Raw genomic sequence first — 16,476 nt, 5'->3', positions numbered from 1 at the left:
GCCCCAGGTAGGTGCGATAAGCCCGCCTGCGTGCATAGCTCTTGTTCCGCCAGGGAAGCAATGACAGTCTTCCCGGCCCCATTGCTTCCCGTGGATTTTGGCATGGACCTTCTGCGCGCCCTTCCCCTGTTGCCCTGCATGGTCGCCTTCGCCAAGGTGGTGGAGACCGGCAGCTTCACCGCCGCCGCCCGGCTGCTGGACGCCACGCCTTCGGCGGTCAGTCGCCAGGTCGCACGGCTGGAACGGGAGTTGGGGGTACGCCTGTTGCAGCGCACCACCCGCCAGCTGCGCCTGAGCGAGGCCGGCCGCGAGGTGCTTGGCCACTGCCGCCAACTGCTAGCCGCCGCCGGCGCGGCATTGGACAGTGGCCTGCAGCACCGCGAAGAACCTCGCGGCCAGGTGCGGCTGGCGGTGCCCAAGGCGGTCGGCTACCGGCTGATAGCGCCGCTGCTGCCGGACTTCTTCCAGCGCTATCCCGAAGTGGATCTGCAACTGCGCCTGGACGACCGCCCGCTGGACCCCATCGCCGACGACCAGGATCTGCTGGTGCGCATCACCGAGCAGCCGCCTGCCGGCTTCGTCGCCCGACCGCTGCGGGAGATGGACTTCGTGCTCTGCGCCAGCCCGGCTTATCTAAAAGGGCGCGGCACGCCGCAGCAGCCCCAGGCACTGGCCGAACACGATTGCCTGTACCTGGGCGAAACTCCGGGCGACCAGCGCTGGCAACTGCGCCGCGGCGACCGGGTGGAAAGCGTGACGGTGCGCGGCCGCCTGGCCTGCAATCACAGCGGCGTGCGCCTGGAAGCCACCCTCGCCGACCTCGGCATCGCCTGCCTGCCGGCCTTTGCCGCCGAAGCCGGTCTGGCCGACGGCAGCCTGCTGCGGGTACTGCCCGACTGGCAATACCTCGGTCCCTACCAGGGCACCGCCTGGCTGCTCTATCCACCGGATCGCCAGCTGCCGGCAGCGGTCAGGGTGCTGGTGGATTTTCTGCTGGAGCGACTCCGGCCTGCGGCAGCTTCAGGCTAATACGGCCACCGACTTGAGCTGCGCCCAGACCCGACTGCCTGGCTGCAGCGCCAGGCGTTCCAGCGAATAGCGGGTGATCCGCGCCAGCAGCGCCGTACCGCCCAGGTCCAGGCGCAAGAGCACCTGGGCGGGCGAGCGGGTCGGGGCGATTTCGGCAACGGTCGCGGGCAGCACATTGAGGATGCTGCTGTGCTGGCGTTCCAGGCTCAGGCTGACGTCTCGCGCCAGTACCTTGATGCGTAGCGCCTGCCCGGACGGCAGCGGCGCATGGGCGAGCAACACGCGCTGCTCGCCCGGCAGGCCCAGACTGAGCAGGCCGTAGTCCGGGTCATGGCCGAGCACCCGCCCTTCCAGCACCACCCCGGCGTCTTCGGCCAGGGCGATGGGCAGGTCGAGGCGCGCCAGCACCCCGCTGGTCGGCCCGCTGGCCAGCACCCGGCCCCGCTCCAGCAGCACCAGGTGATCTGCCAGCCGCGCCACCTCGTCGGGGGCGTGGCTGACATAGAGGATCGGCAGCGCCAGCTCTCGGGTCAGGCGTTCCAGGTAGGGCAGGATCTCGGCCTTGCGCTCGGCGTCCAGCGCCGCCAGGGGCTCGTCCATGAGCAGGAGGCGCGGACTGGTCAGCAGCGCCCGGGCGATGCCGACCCGCTGGCGTTCGCCGCCGGACAGGCGCGCCGGCATCCGCGCGAGCAGTCCCTCGATGCCCAGCAGCTCGACGATCTGTTCCAGCGCCAGCCGCCGGTCGCCTGGTGCCACCCGCTTCCAGCCGAACAGCAGGTTGCGACGCACGTCCAGGTGCTCGAACAGATTGGCATCCTGGAAGACATAACCCAGGGCACGCCGATGCGGCGGCAGGAACAGCCCGCGCTCGCTGTCCTGCCAGGTCTCGCCGGCCACCACCAGGCGCCCGCGGGCCGCGGGTTCGAGGCCGGCCACGCACCTCAGGCAGCTGGTCTTGCCCGAGCCCGAGGGGCCGAACAGCGCGGTGACGCCGCTGCCGGGCAACGCCAGGTCCACGTCCAGCGTGAACCCCGGGTGCGTGAGTTGGAATCTCGCCGCGAGACTCATGTCCAGGCCGACCGCCCGCGGCGCCCATAGAGCAGCAGCAGGATCACGAAGGAGAAGGCCAGCATGCCGCCGGCCAGCAGGTGCGCCTGGGGATACTCCATGGCTTCCACGTGATTGAAGATCTGGGTAGAGACCACCTGGGTGCGCCCGGGGATGTTGCCGCCGATCATCAGCACCACGCCGAATTCGCCCACGGTATGGGCGAAGCCGAGGATGGCGGCGGTGACGAAGCCCGGCCGCGCCAGCGGCAGCACCACATGGAAGAAGGTATCCAGGGGGCCGGCCCTGAGGGTAGCCGCCGCTTCCAGGGGACGTGGACCGATGGCCTCGAAGGCGTTCTGCAGCGGCTGCACCACGAAGGGCAGCGAATAGAACAGCGAACCCACCACCAGCCCGGCGAAGGTAAAGGGCAACCGACCCAGGCCCAATGCTTCGGTCAACTGCCCCACCCAGCCTTCCGGCCCCATGGCCAGCAGCAGGTAGAAGCCGATCACCGTGGGCGGCAAGACCAGCGGCAGGGCCACCAGGGCGCCGACGGGCCCCTTGAGCCGGGAGCGGGTGCGTGCCAGCCACCAGGCGAGGGGCGTCCCCAGCACCAGCAGCAGCAGCGTGGTCACGCTGGCCAGTTCCAGGGTCAGGCGGATCGCCGCCCAGTCCGCCGCGCTCAGGGTCATGGGATCACTGCCGGTAGCCGTAGGCCTTGAGCACCGCGGCCGCCTGGGGTCCCTTGAGATAGGCCAGTAGCGCCTTGGCCGCCGGCTGCTCTTGGCCCTTGTCCAGCAATACGGCGTCTTGGCGGATCGGCTCATAGAGCGCGGCCGGCACGATCCAGGCCGAGCCTTCCTTGATCTTGCCGTCCTGGTAGATCTGCGACAGGGCGACGAAACCCAGCTCGGCATTGCCGGTGGCGACGAACTGGTAGGTCTGGGTGATGTTCTGGCCTTCCACCCGCTTGGCCGCCACCGCCTCGGTCAGGCCCAGCTTGGCCAGCACCTGGGTGGCGGCCAGGCCATAGGGCGCGGTCTTGGGATTGGCCACGGCCAGGTGGGCGAAGGCGTTCCGCTTGAGCACGGCGCCCTCGCCATCCACATAGCCGGGCTTGGGCGACCAGAGCGCCAGGGTGCCGATGGCATAGGTGAAGCGCGAGTCCTTGACCGCCGCGCCCTCGCTTTCCAGCTTGGCCGGAGTGGTGTCATCGGCAGAGAGAAAGACCGCGAAGGGCGCGCCGTTCCTGATCTGGGTATAGAGCTGGCCGGTGGCGCCGCTGGAAATCACCAGCTGATGACCGGTGTCCCGGGTGAACTGCTCGCCGATGGCCTTGAGCGGCGCGCTGAAATTGGCGGCCACGGCCACCTGGACCTCGTCAGCCAGGGCGGGGGTGGCCAGGGCCGCGGTGAGGAGGGAAAGCAACAGGCGGGAACGGCTGGAGATCATCGGATCTGGCTCCATCGAGGGCTAGCAGCCCCTTTGCAGCCGCAGGACGCTGGCTGCTACAGAGGGCACAAAAGAAAACGCCGGCAGGTTGCCCCGCCGGCGTTGGTGCTGACGCTTACGCCAGCTTCTTGTACTTGACCCGCTTGGGCTGGGCCGCGGCCTCGCCCAAGCGCTTCTTGCGATCGGCTTCGTACTCGGTGTAGTTGCCTTCGAAGAACACCACGTTGGAATCATCCTCGTAGGAGAGGATGTGGGTGGCGATACGGTCGAGGAACCAGCGGTCGTGGGAGATCACGATGGCCGCGCCGGGGAAGTCCAGCAGGGCGTCTTCCAGGGCCCGCAGGGTTTCCACGTCCAGGTCGTTGGAGGGTTCGTCCAGCAGCAGCACGTTGCCGCCCTGCTTGAGGGTCAGCGCCAGGTGCAGACGCCCGCGCTCACCGCCGGAGAGGTCCTTGACGAACTTCTGCTGGTCGGCGCCCTTGAAGTTGAAGCGCCCCACGTAACTGCGCGAGGGCACCTCGTAGTTGCCGATCTTGATCACGTCGGAGCCGTCGGAAACCTGCTCCCAGACGGTCTTGGTGTCGGACAGGTTCTCGCGGCTCTGGTCGACGCTGGCCAGTTGCACGGTGTCACCGATCTCGATGCTGCCCGCGTCCGGCTGCTCCTTGCCCATGATCATGCGGAACAGGGTCGACTTGCCGGCGCCGTTGCCACCGATGACGCCAACGATGGCGCCCTTGGGCACCACGAAGCTCAGGTCGTCGATCAGCAGGCGGTCGCCATAGCCCTTGCTGACGTTCTTGAACTCGATGACCTTGTCGCCCAGCCGCTGACCGGCGGGGATGTAGATCTCGTTGGTCTCGCTGCGCTTCTGGAATTCCTGGGACTGCATTTCCTCGAAGCGCTGCAGCCGGGCCTTGGACTTGGACTGGCGGGCCTTGGCGCCGGAGCGCACCCATTCCAGTTCGGCCTTCATGGCCTTGGCATGGGCGGCTTCCTGCTTGGCTTCCTGGGTCAGGCGCGCGGCCTTGGATTCCAGCCAGCCGGAGTAGTTGCCCTCGAAGGGGATGCCCTGGCCTCGGTCCAGTTCCAGGATCCAGCCGGCGACGTTGTCGAGGAAGTAGCGGTCGTGGGTGATGGCCACCACGGTGCCGGGGAAGTCGTGCAGGAAATGCTCCAGCCAGGCCACCGAGTCGGCGTCCAGGTGGTTGGTGGGTTCGTCCAGCAGCAGCATGTCGGGGGCCGACAGCAGCAGGCGGCACAGCGCCACGCGGCGCTTCTCGCCACCGGAGAGCACACCGACCTTGGCGTCCCAGGCCGGCAGGCGCAGGGCGTCGGCGGCGACTTCCAGCTGGCGCTCCAGGTTGTGGCCGTCGGCGGCCTGGAGGATGGCTTCCAGCTTGGCCTGCTCGGCGGCCAGGGCGTCGAAGTCGGCGTCCGGCTCGGCGTAGGCGGCATAGACCTCGTCCAGGCGGGCCTGAGCCTGCTTGATCTGGCCGACCGCTTCCTCGACCACCTCACGAACCGTCTGCTCGGGATCAAGTTTCGGTTCCTGCGGCAGATAACCCACATTGATACCGGGCATCGGCCGCGCTTCACCTTCGATCTCGGTATCGACGCCGGCCATGATGCGCAGCAGCGTCGACTTGCCCGCGCCGTTCAGACCGAGCACGCCGATCTTGGCGCCGGGAAAGAACGACAGGGAGATGTTCTTGAGGATTTCACGCTTGGGCGGCACGACCTTGCCGACCCGGTGCATGGTGTAGACGTATTGAGCCATGGGAGAACCTTGGGACCGGAATGAAAAACAGGGGACACAGTATGGCGTCAGCAGCGAACGCTGTCGAAACCCCGCGCGACGAAAGCGCCGACGCTGATCACGCGGAAAAAACCGGCGGAGACACCGTCCGGTCCCTTATCATAGGCCATCCCTGCCCCGCGGAACCGGGCGCAGCCGAACGGCCATCGCCTCTGCAGGAACGCAGTCCGTCGTGAATAGCCCGCCCTCCTCGCTGCCGGAAGAGCCGCTCGCCCCCTCCTCGCGACGCCTGACCCGCGGTCTGCTGATCCTTTCGCTGCTGGCCATGCTGGCCCTGATGTTCTGGCAGGCCTTCGCCAGCGTGGCCGAGCGCGAGGCCCTGCGTCGCGAACAGCTGGAAGGCCTGACCCGGCAACTGGCCAACACCGTCGAATTCGGGCTGGCGCTCAAGGCCCAGGCCGTGCGCAGCACCCTGCGCTGGTCGCTGGATCCAACCCTGCCGCTGGCGCCCAATCTGCTGCTCAGTCTCAAGGACTTCTTTCCCGGCCTGCAACAGGTGCGCTGGCTGCCGGCCAATGCCAACCTGCGCGCCGCGCGCCTGGGTGATACACCAGACGCCGCCTTCATCCAGCAACTGATCGCCCGCAGCGGTCAGGCCGACTTCCGCTACGGCTACAACGCCGAGGCCAGCGCCGCGCCCCTCTATGTGCTGCTGGCCGGCGATCCTCAACTGCAGGACGGCTGGTGGGTGCTGACCAGCGCGCCCCTGCTCGAATCCCTGTGGCGGCCGAGCCGGGTGCCATCGGGCCTCGACTGGCGCCTGGAGGATCGCACCCAGGGCACCCTGCTGTTCCGCGTCGGCGCGATCCCGGCGGCGAGCGGCATCGACGAGGTCCGCCAGGAGCTGGCCTACAGCAACTGGCAGGTGGTGGGTACCCATCCCGGCGAAGACGTGGGCGCCACGTTGCTGGGCGCCTCCTTCGGCCGCCTGGCGCTGTTCAGCCTGTCCGGCCTGGTGGCCGCCATTCTGCTCTACCTGCTGCTGCGCGAAGAACAGGGCCTGCGTGCCCTCACCCTCGCCTCGCGGCGTGGCTTGCGCCTGGCGGGCACCGCCCTGAACGGCATCGAGGAAGCCGTCTGCATGACCCAGGCCGATGGCCGCCTGGTCCATGTCAACGCCACGGCCGGCCGTCTGCTGGGCATCGCCCCCGACGACGCCCAGCAGTATTTCCTCGCCAGTCTGTTGCCCCCGTTGGTTGCCCTGACGCCCGCCGAGCGGGACAGTGGTGCCCTGATCAGCCTGACGGTGGAGGGGCAGCCACGCCGTTTCACGGTCAGTTGCCATGCCCTGGCGGAGAGCCAGCCCAGCGCCCGGGTCCTGCGTGACCGTACCCAGACCCAGGACGGTTTCGTCTGGGTGCTGCGCGACGTCACCGACCAGCAGCGCAACCTGGACACCATCCAGACCACCCGTCAGCGCTATGAGAACATCTTCAACGGGGTGCACACCGGCATCTGCGTGGTCGATCTGAGCGCCATCTGGCCCCGCATGCGCGACCTGGGGCTGGAGCGCCCCGAGCAACTGGCGGAGTTGTTCGCCCGCCAGCCCGATGTGCTGGATACCCTGGGTCGCCAGGTACGCATCACCGAGATCAACCAGCGCGCTCTGGAAATGCTCGGCATCGAGCACCTCGACCAGGCCTGGGCGCGGCTGGTAGGTGACTCCCACGTCCAGCTCGGTGGCAAGCGCTACCGCCTGCTGGCCGGCCTGCTCTCCGGCCAGCAGGTACTGGAACTCGAGACCTGCATCAGCACCGCCGAGGGCGAACGGCACCTCTGGCTGACCATGCACCTGCCAGCCGACCCCAGGCACCTCGACGCGACCCTGCTCAGCCTCAACGACATCACCCAGCGCAAGCTCGGCGAATTGCGCCTGCTCGAGCGCGACAGCTTCTGGTCGAATCTGATCAGCGCCATCCCCGACACCCTCTATACCTATGACGTGGCCAGCGGCGAGCTGACCTACGAGAGTCGTTCGCTGGCCCTCAAGCTCGGCTATCCGCCGGAGGCCTTCGCCAGCCTCGGGCGTGCGCGCCTGCACCCGGATGACCTCGAACTGCACGAGCGGGTGGTGAGCATGCGCCCGACGCTCTCCGACCAGCCCAGCAGCAGTCTCTTGCGCTGGCAGCACCGCAACGGCGGTTGGCGCTGGTTCGACGTGCGCGAGCAGCGCCTTGCCCGTGCGGCGGACGGCACCGCGGCGAGCGTGGTCGGGCTGGCCCTGGATGTCACCGACATGGTGCGGGCCAGCGAGCGCCTGCGCGAAAGCGAGAATCGCTACCGGCAGCTGGCGGAAAGCATCAGCGACGTCATCTTCACCACCGACGCCCAGCTGGTGCTCAACTACATCAGTCCCTCGGTGGAGGAATTGCTCGGCTATCCCGTCGGTGAGCTGCAACAGCGCACCCTGGCCGAACTGGTGGTGCACTCGCGCCAGTGGCAGGAGGTCCGGCGCACCCTGCAACGGCTGCTGCGCAGCCTCGACAATCCACGCGCCCTGGCCGAGTTGCGCCGCGAGCACTTCGCGCCCCTGGTGCTGGACTGCCTGCACGCCCAGGGGCATACCCTGCAGATCGAGCTGCGCCTCAAGCCGCTGTGGGACGACCACGAGCGCTTCGCCGGCCTGCTCGGCATCTGCCGCGACATCTCCGCCCAGCGCCGCACGGACAAGGACATGCGCATGGCGGCCACGGTGTTCGACCACTCGGCCGGCGCCATCCTGGTCACCGATCCGGCGGGCTACATCGTGCGGGTCAACCGCACCTTCACCCGCATCACCGGCTTCAGCCCCGAAGAGGTGTTCGACCAGCAACCGATGATGCTCTGCGCCGACAAGCAGGAAGCCAACCAGCTGCAGCACGTGATGCAGCAGCTGCGCACCGAGGAGAGCTGGGAAGGCGAACTCTGGCAGCGCCGGCACGACAACGAGCCCTACCCCTCCTGGGTCGGCATCACTGCCATCCGCGACGACGACGGCGACCTGATGAGCTATGTCTGCTTCTTCGTCGACATCAGCGAGCGCAAGGCCAGCGAAAGACGCATCCACCGCCTGGCCTACTATGACGCCCTGACCCTGCTGCCCAACCGCACCCTGTTCCAGGATCGCCTGCACAACGCCCTGCAGCAGAGCCGCCACAACGGCAGCTGGGTGGTGCTGATGTTCCTCGACCTCGACCGCTTCAAGCCGATCAACGACAGCCTCGGCCACGCCGCCGGCGACCGCTTGCTCAAGGAGGTGGCCATGCGCCTGACCGCCTGCGTCGGCACCGAAGACAGCGTGGCGCGCATGGGGGGTGACGAATTCACCCTGCTGCTTTCCGGCCTGGAAACCCGCGAGGCCGCCCTGGCCCAGGCGATCCGCGTCGGCGAGCTGATCCTTACCCAGCTGGCCGAAGCCTTCATCCTCGAAGGCCGCGAATTCTTCGTCTCCGCCAGCATCGGGATCGCCCTGTCGCCCCAGGACGGTAGCGAGCTCAGCCAGCTGATGAAGAACGCCGACACGGCCATGTACCATGCCAAGGAGATGGGTAAGAACAACTTCCAGTTCTACCAGGCCGAGATGAACGCCCGCGCCCTGGAACGCCTGGAACTGGAAGCCGATCTACGCCATGCCCTCCTGCAGGGGGAGTTCCGCCTGCATTACCAGCCGCAGTATCGCTGCGACACCCGCCGCCTGACCGGGGTCGAGGCCCTGCTGCGCTGGGAGCACCCGGTGCGCGGCCACGTCTCGCCGGCGGAGTTCATCCCGGTGCTGGAGGAGATCGGCCTGGTGGTCCAGGTGGGCGACTGGGTGATCCGCGAGGCCTGCCGGCAGATGCGCGAATGGCACGCCGCCAAGGTGCGCATCCCCAAGGTCTCGGTGAACCTCTCCGCCCGCCAGTTCAGCGATGGCCAGCTCGGCCAGCGCATCGCCGCCATCCTCGCCGAGACCGGTCTGGCACCGGCCTGCCTGGAAGTGGAACTGACCGAGAGCATCCTGATGCGTGACGTCGGCGAAGCCCTGCAACTGCTGGGCGAACTCAAGGGCCTGGGGCTGTGCATCGCGGTGGACGACTTCGGTACCGGCTACTCGTCGCTCAACTACCTCAAGCAGTTCCCCATCGACATCCTCAAGATCGACCGCAGCTTCGTCGACGGCCTGCCCCACGGCGAGCAGGATGCCCAGATCGCCCGGGCCATCATCGCCATGGCCCACAGCCTCAACCTCTCGGTGATCGCCGAAGGGGTGGAAGAGCAGGAGCAGCTGGATTTCCTGTGCACCCATGGCTGCGACGAGGTCCAGGGTTTCCTCTTCGATCGCCCCTTGCCGCCGGACCTGCTGCGCCAGCGCCTGGAACGTCAGGGTCTGTTTCCCGTGCTGACATGAGACCGGTGGCGCCACCGCATGACTGGCGCTCATACCTCAGAGTTCCCGCGATGGGGTAGAATGTTGCCCCTCACGAGCCCGACCGGGCTCGCTCTTCGCCATGCCTCAGGGGACCCTGCCGCCATGTTCAGCCGTGAAACCACCCTCGCCCGCTTCGACGCCGACCTGTATGCCGCCATGCAGCAGGAAGCCCAGCGTCAGGAAGATCACATCGAGCTGATCGCTTCGGAAAACTACACCAGCCCGGCGGTCATGGAAGCCCAGGGTAGCGTGCTGACCAACAAGTACGCCGAAGGCTATCCCCACAAGCGCTACTATGGCGGTTGCGAATACGTCGACGTGGTCGAGCAACTGGCCATCGACCGCGCCAAGCAGCTGTTCGGCGCCGACTACGCCAACGTCCAGCCGCATTCCGGCTCCCAGGCCAACTCGGCCGTGTACCTGGCGCTGATCGAAGCCGGCGACACCATTCTCGGCATGAGCCTGGCTCACGGCGGCCACCTGACCCACGGCGCCACCGTGTCCTCGTCAGGCAAGCTGTACAACGCCGTCCAGTACGGCATCGACGAGCAAGGCCTGATCGACTACGCCGAGGTCGAGCGCCTGGCCCAGGAGCACAAACCCAAGGTCATCGTCGCCGGTTACTCCGCCTACTCCCAGGTGCTGGATTTCGCCCGCTTCCGCGCCATCGCCGATGCCGTGGGTGCCTACCTGTTCGTCGACATGGCCCACTTCGCCGGCCTGGTCGCCGCCGGTGTCTACCCCAATCCGGTGCCCTTCGCCGACGTGGTCACCAGCACCACCCACAAGACCCTGCGCGGCCCGCGCGGCGGCCTGATCCTGGCCAAGGCCAACGAAGCCATCGAGAAGAAGCTCAACTCGGCGGTCTTCCCCGGCGCCCAGGGCGGTCCGCTGATGCACGTCATCGCAGGCAAGGCGGTGTGCTTCAAGGAAGCCCTGCAGCCCGAGTTCAAGACCTATCAGCAGCAGGTGATCAAGAACGCCCAGGCCATGGCCGGCGTGTTCATCGAGCGCGGCTTCGACGTGGTCTCCGGCGGCACCGACAACCACCTGTTCCTGCTCAGCCTGATCAAACAGGAAATTACCGGCAAGGATGCGGACGCTGCCCTGGGTCGCGCCTTCATCACCGTGAACAAGAACTCGGTGCCGAACGATCCGCGCTCGCCCTTCGTCACCTCCGGTCTGCGCATCGGCACCCCGGCCGTCACCACCCGTGGCTTCCAGGAAGCCGAGTGCCGCGAGCTGGCCGGCTGGATCTGCGACATCCTCGGCAACATGGGCGACGAATCCGTGATCGACGCCGTGCGTGAGAAGGTCCAGGCCGTCTGCGCCCGCCTGCCGGTATACGGCAAGTAAGAGGTCCGCCTTCCCCCCTCTCCCCTGGGAGAGGGCCGGGGTGAGGGAAAACCCCAAACAACGAGCCCCGACCAATCGGCCGGGGCTCGTTGCATTTCCAGAAAGATCGTCAAGGCAGCCAAGCCAGGTCTTGTCGCAGGCCGGAAGAGCCCGGAAACGAAAAAACCCCGGCCAGTGCCGGGGTTTTTCGTTGTCAGGCGACAATCAGGCGCTTACAGGACCTGCAGATCGCCCAAGCCATCCAGGTAGCGCTCGGCGTCCAGAGCGGCCATGCAACCGGCACCGGCCGAGGTGATCGCCTGGCGGTAGGTGTGGTCGGCCACGTCACCGGCGGCGAACACGCCCGGGACGTTGGTGGCGGTGGCATTGGCCTCGCGACCACCCTTCACCACCAGGTAGCCGTCGTGGCTGTCCAGCTGGCCTTCGAACAGCGCGGTGTTGGGCGTGTGGCCGATGGCGACGAACAGACCGGCCACCTGCAACTCCTCGGTGCTGCCGTCGTTGTTCTTCAAACGCACCCCAGTGACGCCCATGTTGTCACCCAGCACCTCGTCGACGCTGGCATTGAGCTTGAGCACCATCTTGCCTTCGGCGACCCGGGCGCGCAGTTTGTCCTGCAGGATCTTCTCGGCGCGGAAGGTCTCGCGGCGGTGGATCAGGGTCACCTTGCTGGCGATGTTGGCCAGGTACAGGGCTTCCTCGACCGCGGTATTGCCGCCGCCGACCACCGCCACCTCACGGTTGCGATAGAAGAAACCGTCGCAGGTGGCACAGGCGGACACGCCCTTGCCCATGAAGGCTTCTTCGCTGGCCAGACCCAGGTAGCGGGCGCTGGCACCGGTGGCGATGATCAGGGCGTCGCAGGTGTAGGTGGCGCTGTCACCCTTGAGGGTATAGGGCTTGCCACCGAAGTCCACGGCGTTGATGTGATCGAAGACGATCTCGGTCTCGAAGCGCTCGGCGTGCTCGCGCATCCGCTCCATCAGTGCCGGACCGGTCAGGTCATGGGGATCGCCAGGCCAGTTGTCGACCTCGGTGGTGGTGGTCAGCTGGCCGCCCATCTGCATGCCGGTGATCAGCAGCGGCTTGAGGTTGGCCCGGGCGGCATAGACCGCGGCCGTGTAACCGGCCGGACCGGAACCGAGGATGATGAGACGCGAATGACGCGTGGTGCTGGCTTCAGACATGACATTCTCCCTGCCGGGGTCTCCGGCAGACCTAAGAGTAAAGTGGCCCGCGCGCCGTTGGGGCGCACCGGCCGGTGTGCGTGCGGAGCCGTTCCGCGAGCGCCCATCGCTCCTGGCGAGGGTGCGACCGGTGTCGACGGGCGGACGCCGGGTCCAGGGATGGGGCTAAGCCTAACGGGTGCCGCCCCGCCACAGAAGCGAGCATTCTAAATCCAGACCATAGGGCGCGCCTATGTCGACTGCTTCGCCAATGGCGCCCTGAGGTAAGCTGTGCCTTCCCGCCACCTGTCAGGAATGTTCATGGCTGTCGCTCCCCTGTCCGGCTCCGCCTACTTCGCCGAAGGGCTGCGCCTGGTGACCCGCCCCGGCATGCGCCGCTTCGTGGTCATCCCGCTCACCATCAACCTGCTGCTCTACGCCGCCATCCTCACCTTCGCCGTACGGGGCTTCGAAGGCTGGCTGGAGCAACTGATGCCAAGCCTGCCGGCCTGGGCGGGCTTCGTCGAATGGCTGCTCTGGCCGCTGTTCGTGCTCCTGCTGTTGGCGATCATCTTCTTCACCTTCACGCTGCTGGCGAACCTGGTAGCGGCGCCCTTCAACGGCTTTCTCGCGGAAAAGGTCGAGGTATTGGTGCGCGGGCAGGACGACTTCCCACCCTTCAATCTCACCGAGCTGGTCACCATGGTGCCGCGCACCCTGCAGCGTGAACTGCGCAAGCTGGGCTACTACCTGCCACGCGCCCTGGGCCTGCTGGTGCTGACCTTCATCCCCGGTCTCAACCTGATCGCCGCGCCGCTGTGGATCCTGTTCGGCGTCTGGATGATGGCGGTGCAGTACATCGACTTTCCCGCCGACAACCACAAGCTGGATTTCCGCAGCATGCTCGCCTGGCTGCGCACCCGCCGCCTGCGCTGCCTGGGCTTTGGTGGCGTGACCTACCTGGCGCTGCTGGTGCCCGGCCTGAACGCCCTGTTCATGCCTGCCGCCGTGGCCGGGGCGACGCTGTTCTGGGTACGTGAGGAAGGCAACAAGGCGCTGGTGGTGCGCTCCTGAGCCCTGCCCGCCGGACGTCCCAACACACCCTATCCCGACAGCGACTCCCGATTGTTGGGCTTCGGCGATAAAGCCGCCTCAACCCAACCTACGGCTATCCTCCGCGTAGGTTGGGTTGAGCGTAGCGAAGCCCAACAACTCCGGACCACCACGCCGGATACCATGGTTTCTGGCTGTTGGGCTTCGGCGATGGAGCCGCCTCAACCCAACCTACGGCGCGCTCCGCCCACACCGCCAAACAAGCCCCCTCTCCCCCTGGGAGAGGGTTGGGGTGAGGGCGCTCCCCGCACGGACTCCACAAACGACGACGCCCGCGCCGGCAAGGCCGGACACGGGCGTCGTGGAAAGCTGTCGCCAGGCTTAGTGCTGGTGACCGCCTTCGCCATGGATATGACCATGGGCGATTTCTTCATCGCTGGCGGCACGCACATTGACCACCTTCACATCGAAGTTCAGGCGCTGGCCGGCCAGGGGATGGTTGCCGTCGACGGTGACCTGGTCGCCGTCGATGTCACGCACGGTGACGATCTGCATGGCGCCGTCCGGGCCGGACGCGTGGAACTGCATGCCCACTTCCAGCTCGTCCACGCCTTCGAACATTTCCTTGCCCAGGGTGGCAACCAGTTCGGGCGTGTATTCGCCATAGGCGTCTTCCGGCTCGATGGCCACTTTCAGCTCGTCACCGGCCTGCTTGCCGGACAGGGCACGCTCCAGACCCGGAATGATGTTGCCTGCGCCTTGCAGGTACACCAGCGGAGCACCACCAGCGGAGCTGTCGATGACTTCGCCGGCGTCGTTGGTCAGGGTGTAGTCGATGGATACTGCCGTGTTCGCCGCGATCTGCATGGCCAGAACCTTCATGCTGGGAAAAATTTAGGATGACGCATCAGTCTACGCGTCCAACTTAGCAATTGCGAATGCGTTCGGTCAGTCCCCTGGCGCCCGGAGGCATCTGGAGGGCGCCCCTGCAACGGTGCGCGACCGCCCGTCACGCAATCGCCACGGCCGCTTCACGGGGCTGTCATCCCGGCTACCTAGGGTTTGCTGCATACCCACTGCCGGAGCCCTGCCATGCCGATTTCAGTGTCCGCACCGCCCGCGCTGCGCGCCGAACGCCTGTCGACCGCTGCAGATATCCGCGCCGCCCAGCGCCTGCGAGCCGCGGTCTTCGGCAGTACCTACGGCGTGCATTTCGCTGATAACCTCGACCAGGACCCCTACGACGCTCACTGCTTGCACCTGGGCGTGCGCGACCTGCGCAGCGGCGAGCTGATCGCTACCACCCGGCTGCTCGACGGCCGTCGGCGCGAGCGGCTGGGCAGTCTCTACAGCGAGAGCGAATTCCAGCTGGAGGGTCTGGACACGCTGCAGGGCCCGCTGCTGGAAATCGGCCGCACCTGCGTGGCGCCCGGGCATCGCACCGGCGCGGCCATCGCCCTGTTGTGGGCGGAACTGGCCGAGATCATGGCCTGCGGCGACTACCGCTACCTCATGGGCTGCGCCAGCGTGCCCATGGCCGACGGCGGCCTGCAGGCGGCCGCCCTGCTGCGCCAGGCGGCGCGGGACGAACGCATCCCAGCGATCCGCGCCACGCCGCGGCGGCCGCTGCCCTTCGTCGCCGTGCCGGACAACCTGGTGGTGCAGCTGCCACCCCTGCTCAAGGCCTATCTACGCCTAGGTGCCCAGGTCTGCGGCGCGCCCTGCTGGGATCCGGAATTCGGCGTGGCCGACGTTTTCATCCTGCTCAAGCGCGAAGACCTCTGCCCGCGCTATGCCCGCCACTTCAAGGCCGCGGTATGAGGCGACTGCGCCGCGCCCGGCGACTGCTGCCGGTGCTGGCCGCGCTGTTACTCGGGGCACTGTTCGCCCTGACGGTGACGTTGGCGGTGGCGCTGAGTCGCCGGCCCTGCCTGGTGCTGCGGCAACGGCTGACGCGGCGCTTCTTCCAGGTGCTGACCTGGGCGCTGCGGTTGCGGCTGGAGGTCAGCGGCGAGGTGCCGCGCGGCACCCATCTCTGGCTGGCCAATCACGTGTCCTGGCTGGATATCGTCGCCCTGGGCAGTCTGCGGCCGCTGAGTTTCCTGTCCAAGGCAGAGGTGGCCCACTGGCCCTTCGCCGGCTGGCTGACGCGCCAGGCCGGTACCCTGTTCATCCGCCGTGGCGCCGAGCGCGGCGATGCCCTGGGCGAGGCCCTGACCACGCGCCTGACCCAGGGCCTGTCGCTGGCGCTCTTTCCCGAGGGCACCACCACCGACGGCAGCGGGCTGCGCACCTTTCACGGCCGGCTGCTGAGTCCGGCCATCGCCACCGGCACCCCGCTGCAACCCGTGGCGCTCAGCTACTGGCGCCACGGCGAGCCTGACCGGGCCGCGGCCTTCATCGGTGACGACGACCTGGTGAGCCATCTGCTGCGCCTGCTGGACAACGGCGGCACCACCCTGAGGATCGAACTGCTGCCGCCCATCCTGCCCCAGGGCCGGCCGCGCCAGGTGCTGGCAGGTGAATGCCAGGCCGCCATCGCTGCCCGCCTCGGGATTCAGCTGGAACCGCGCGCGGCCCGTTCGGCGGCGGCAAAGGCCTGCAGCTGCGGATAGAAGTCGCGAAAGTCTTGCAGCAGGCCGTCATAGGCGGCGTCCAGCTCGGCGAAGGCGCCGGCCAGCAGTTCCGGGCGCGACAGCCGTCGCGCCATGCCCTCCACCACCCGCTCCAGCACGGCGAAGTCCGTGTAGCTGCCCAGCCAGTCCTGGCGCGCCATCAGGGGGGCGATAGAGGCCAATCGCGGCGGCAGTTCCGGCTCGTCCAGCAGGGTCTGGTAGCAATCCGCGACAAAGCTCGGCAGCGGCTGATCGGCGTAGTCGGGCCAGAGGCGCGCCAGACAGTGATCGAAGAAGACGTCCACCAGCAGACCGGCCACTCGCCGCCGCGCCGCGGGCAGCCGGGCCTTGGCCCGGATCACCAGGGGGTGGTCATCGGTGTAGACGTCGATGCGCCGATGCAGCCGGATGCCGGCGGCGATCCCGGTTGGCCAGGCGTCCGCCGAACCCTTGACGAAATCGCCATAGAGACTGCCAAGACGGTCTTCGCGGCTGGGGCCGCCCAGGTGCAGGTGAGCGAGATAATTCATCACACCAGCATACTCCAGC

The 16,476-nt window shown here is 67.5% G+C and carries 13 protein-coding genes; 6 read left to right on the top strand and 7 right to left on the bottom strand.

What is annotated here, in order from left to right; translation table 11 throughout:
• Positions 1 to 102: 102 nt before the first annotated feature.
• The gene (locus tag AX284_RS00175) at positions 103 to 1,029 is read left to right on the top strand and encodes a LysR family transcriptional regulator (RefSeq protein ID WP_068382930.1); all 927 of its coding nucleotides are present in this window, start codon (positions 103 to 105) and stop codon (positions 1,027 to 1,029) included.
• Here AX284_RS00175 and modC read toward each other — a convergent pair.
• From modC to ettA, 4 genes are all read right to left on the bottom strand, one after another.
• Positions 1,021 to 2,097: a molybdenum ABC transporter ATP-binding protein gene (modC, locus tag AX284_RS00170; protein WP_068382929.1), complete on the bottom strand. Its 1,077-nt coding sequence runs from the start codon at positions 2,095 to 2,097 to the stop codon at positions 1,021 to 1,023. The genes AX284_RS00175 and modC overlap by 9 nt on opposite strands.
• Positions 2,094 to 2,771: a molybdate ABC transporter permease subunit gene (gene modB, locus AX284_RS00165; RefSeq protein ID WP_068382928.1), complete on the bottom strand. Its 678-nt coding sequence runs from the start codon at positions 2,769 to 2,771 to the stop codon at positions 2,094 to 2,096. Before modB ends, modC begins: the two co-directional genes overlap by 4 nt.
• 4 nt (positions 2,772 to 2,775) lie before the next feature.
• Positions 2,776 to 3,531, bottom strand: coding sequence for a molybdate ABC transporter substrate-binding protein (modA, locus tag AX284_RS00160; RefSeq protein ID WP_068382927.1), 756 nt, complete (start codon positions 3,529 to 3,531; stop codon positions 2,776 to 2,778).
• A gap of 115 nt (positions 3,532 to 3,646) precedes the next feature.
• Complete coding sequence (gene ettA, locus AX284_RS00155; RefSeq protein WP_017639072.1) at positions 3,647 to 5,311, bottom strand: energy-dependent translational throttle protein EttA; 1,665 nt, start codon at positions 5,309 to 5,311, stop codon at positions 3,647 to 3,649.
• 211 nt (positions 5,312 to 5,522) lie between these two features.
• Here ettA and AX284_RS00150 point away from each other — a divergent pair, with 211 nt between their 5' ends.
• Both AX284_RS00150 and glyA read left to right on the top strand, forming a co-directional pair.
• Positions 5,523 to 9,716 carry an EAL domain-containing protein gene (locus AX284_RS00150; RefSeq protein ID WP_068382924.1) on the top strand — a complete coding sequence of 1,398 codons (4,194 nt, stop codon included), beginning with the start codon at positions 5,523 to 5,525 and terminating at the stop codon, positions 9,714 to 9,716.
• A 123-nt stretch (positions 9,717 to 9,839) separates the two neighbouring features.
• Positions 9,840 to 11,093 carry a serine hydroxymethyltransferase gene (gene glyA, locus AX284_RS00145; protein WP_068382922.1) on the top strand — a complete coding sequence of 418 codons (1,254 nt, stop codon included), beginning with the start codon at positions 9,840 to 9,842 and terminating at the stop codon, positions 11,091 to 11,093.
• 212 nt (positions 11,094 to 11,305) lie between these two features.
• On the opposite strand, the gene trxB is transcribed toward glyA, so the two are convergent.
• Entirely contained in the window at positions 11,306 to 12,280 is a 975-nt protein-coding gene (gene trxB / locus AX284_RS00140; RefSeq protein ID WP_068382920.1) for a thioredoxin-disulfide reductase, read from the bottom strand.
• Between the two features lie 300 nt (positions 12,281 to 12,580).
• Between trxB and cysZ the strand changes: the two genes are divergently transcribed.
• Positions 12,581 to 13,333 carry a sulfate transporter CysZ gene (gene cysZ / locus AX284_RS00135; protein ID WP_068382918.1) on the top strand — a complete coding sequence of 251 codons (753 nt, stop codon included), beginning with the start codon at positions 12,581 to 12,583 and terminating at the stop codon, positions 13,331 to 13,333.
• 360 nt (positions 13,334 to 13,693) lie between these two features.
• Here the strand turns inward: cysZ and AX284_RS00130 are convergent, their stop codons facing one another.
• A complete protein-coding gene (locus AX284_RS00130; RefSeq protein WP_017639847.1) occupies positions 13,694 to 14,179 on the bottom strand; it encodes an FKBP-type peptidyl-prolyl cis-trans isomerase in 486 nt (161 codons plus the stop codon).
• Between the two features lie 225 nt (positions 14,180 to 14,404).
• Between AX284_RS00130 and AX284_RS00125 the strand changes: the two genes are divergently transcribed.
• Together AX284_RS00125 and AX284_RS00120 are read left to right on the top strand one after the other, a co-directional pair.
• Entirely contained in the window at positions 14,405 to 15,133 is a 729-nt protein-coding gene (locus tag AX284_RS00125) for a GNAT family N-acetyltransferase (protein ID WP_068382917.1), read from the top strand.
• Positions 15,130 to 15,927, top strand: coding sequence for a lysophospholipid acyltransferase family protein (locus tag AX284_RS00120; protein WP_068382916.1), 798 nt, complete (start codon positions 15,130 to 15,132; stop codon positions 15,925 to 15,927). The genes AX284_RS00125 and AX284_RS00120 overlap by 4 nt, the downstream gene beginning before the upstream one ends.
• Here the strand turns inward: AX284_RS00120 and AX284_RS00115 are convergent.
• Positions 15,870 to 16,457, bottom strand: coding sequence for an acyl carrier protein phosphodiesterase (locus AX284_RS00115; protein ID WP_068382913.1), 588 nt, complete (start codon positions 16,455 to 16,457; stop codon positions 15,870 to 15,872). The two genes, AX284_RS00120 and AX284_RS00115, sit on opposite strands and share 58 nt — an antisense overlap.
• Between the last annotated feature and the right edge of the window lie 19 nt (positions 16,458 to 16,476).

The organism is Pseudomonas sp. HUK17 (assembly GCF_001566765.1).
Note: the sequence above shows the minus strand (reverse complement) of the source record. Positions and strands in the feature narration are given on the sequence as shown.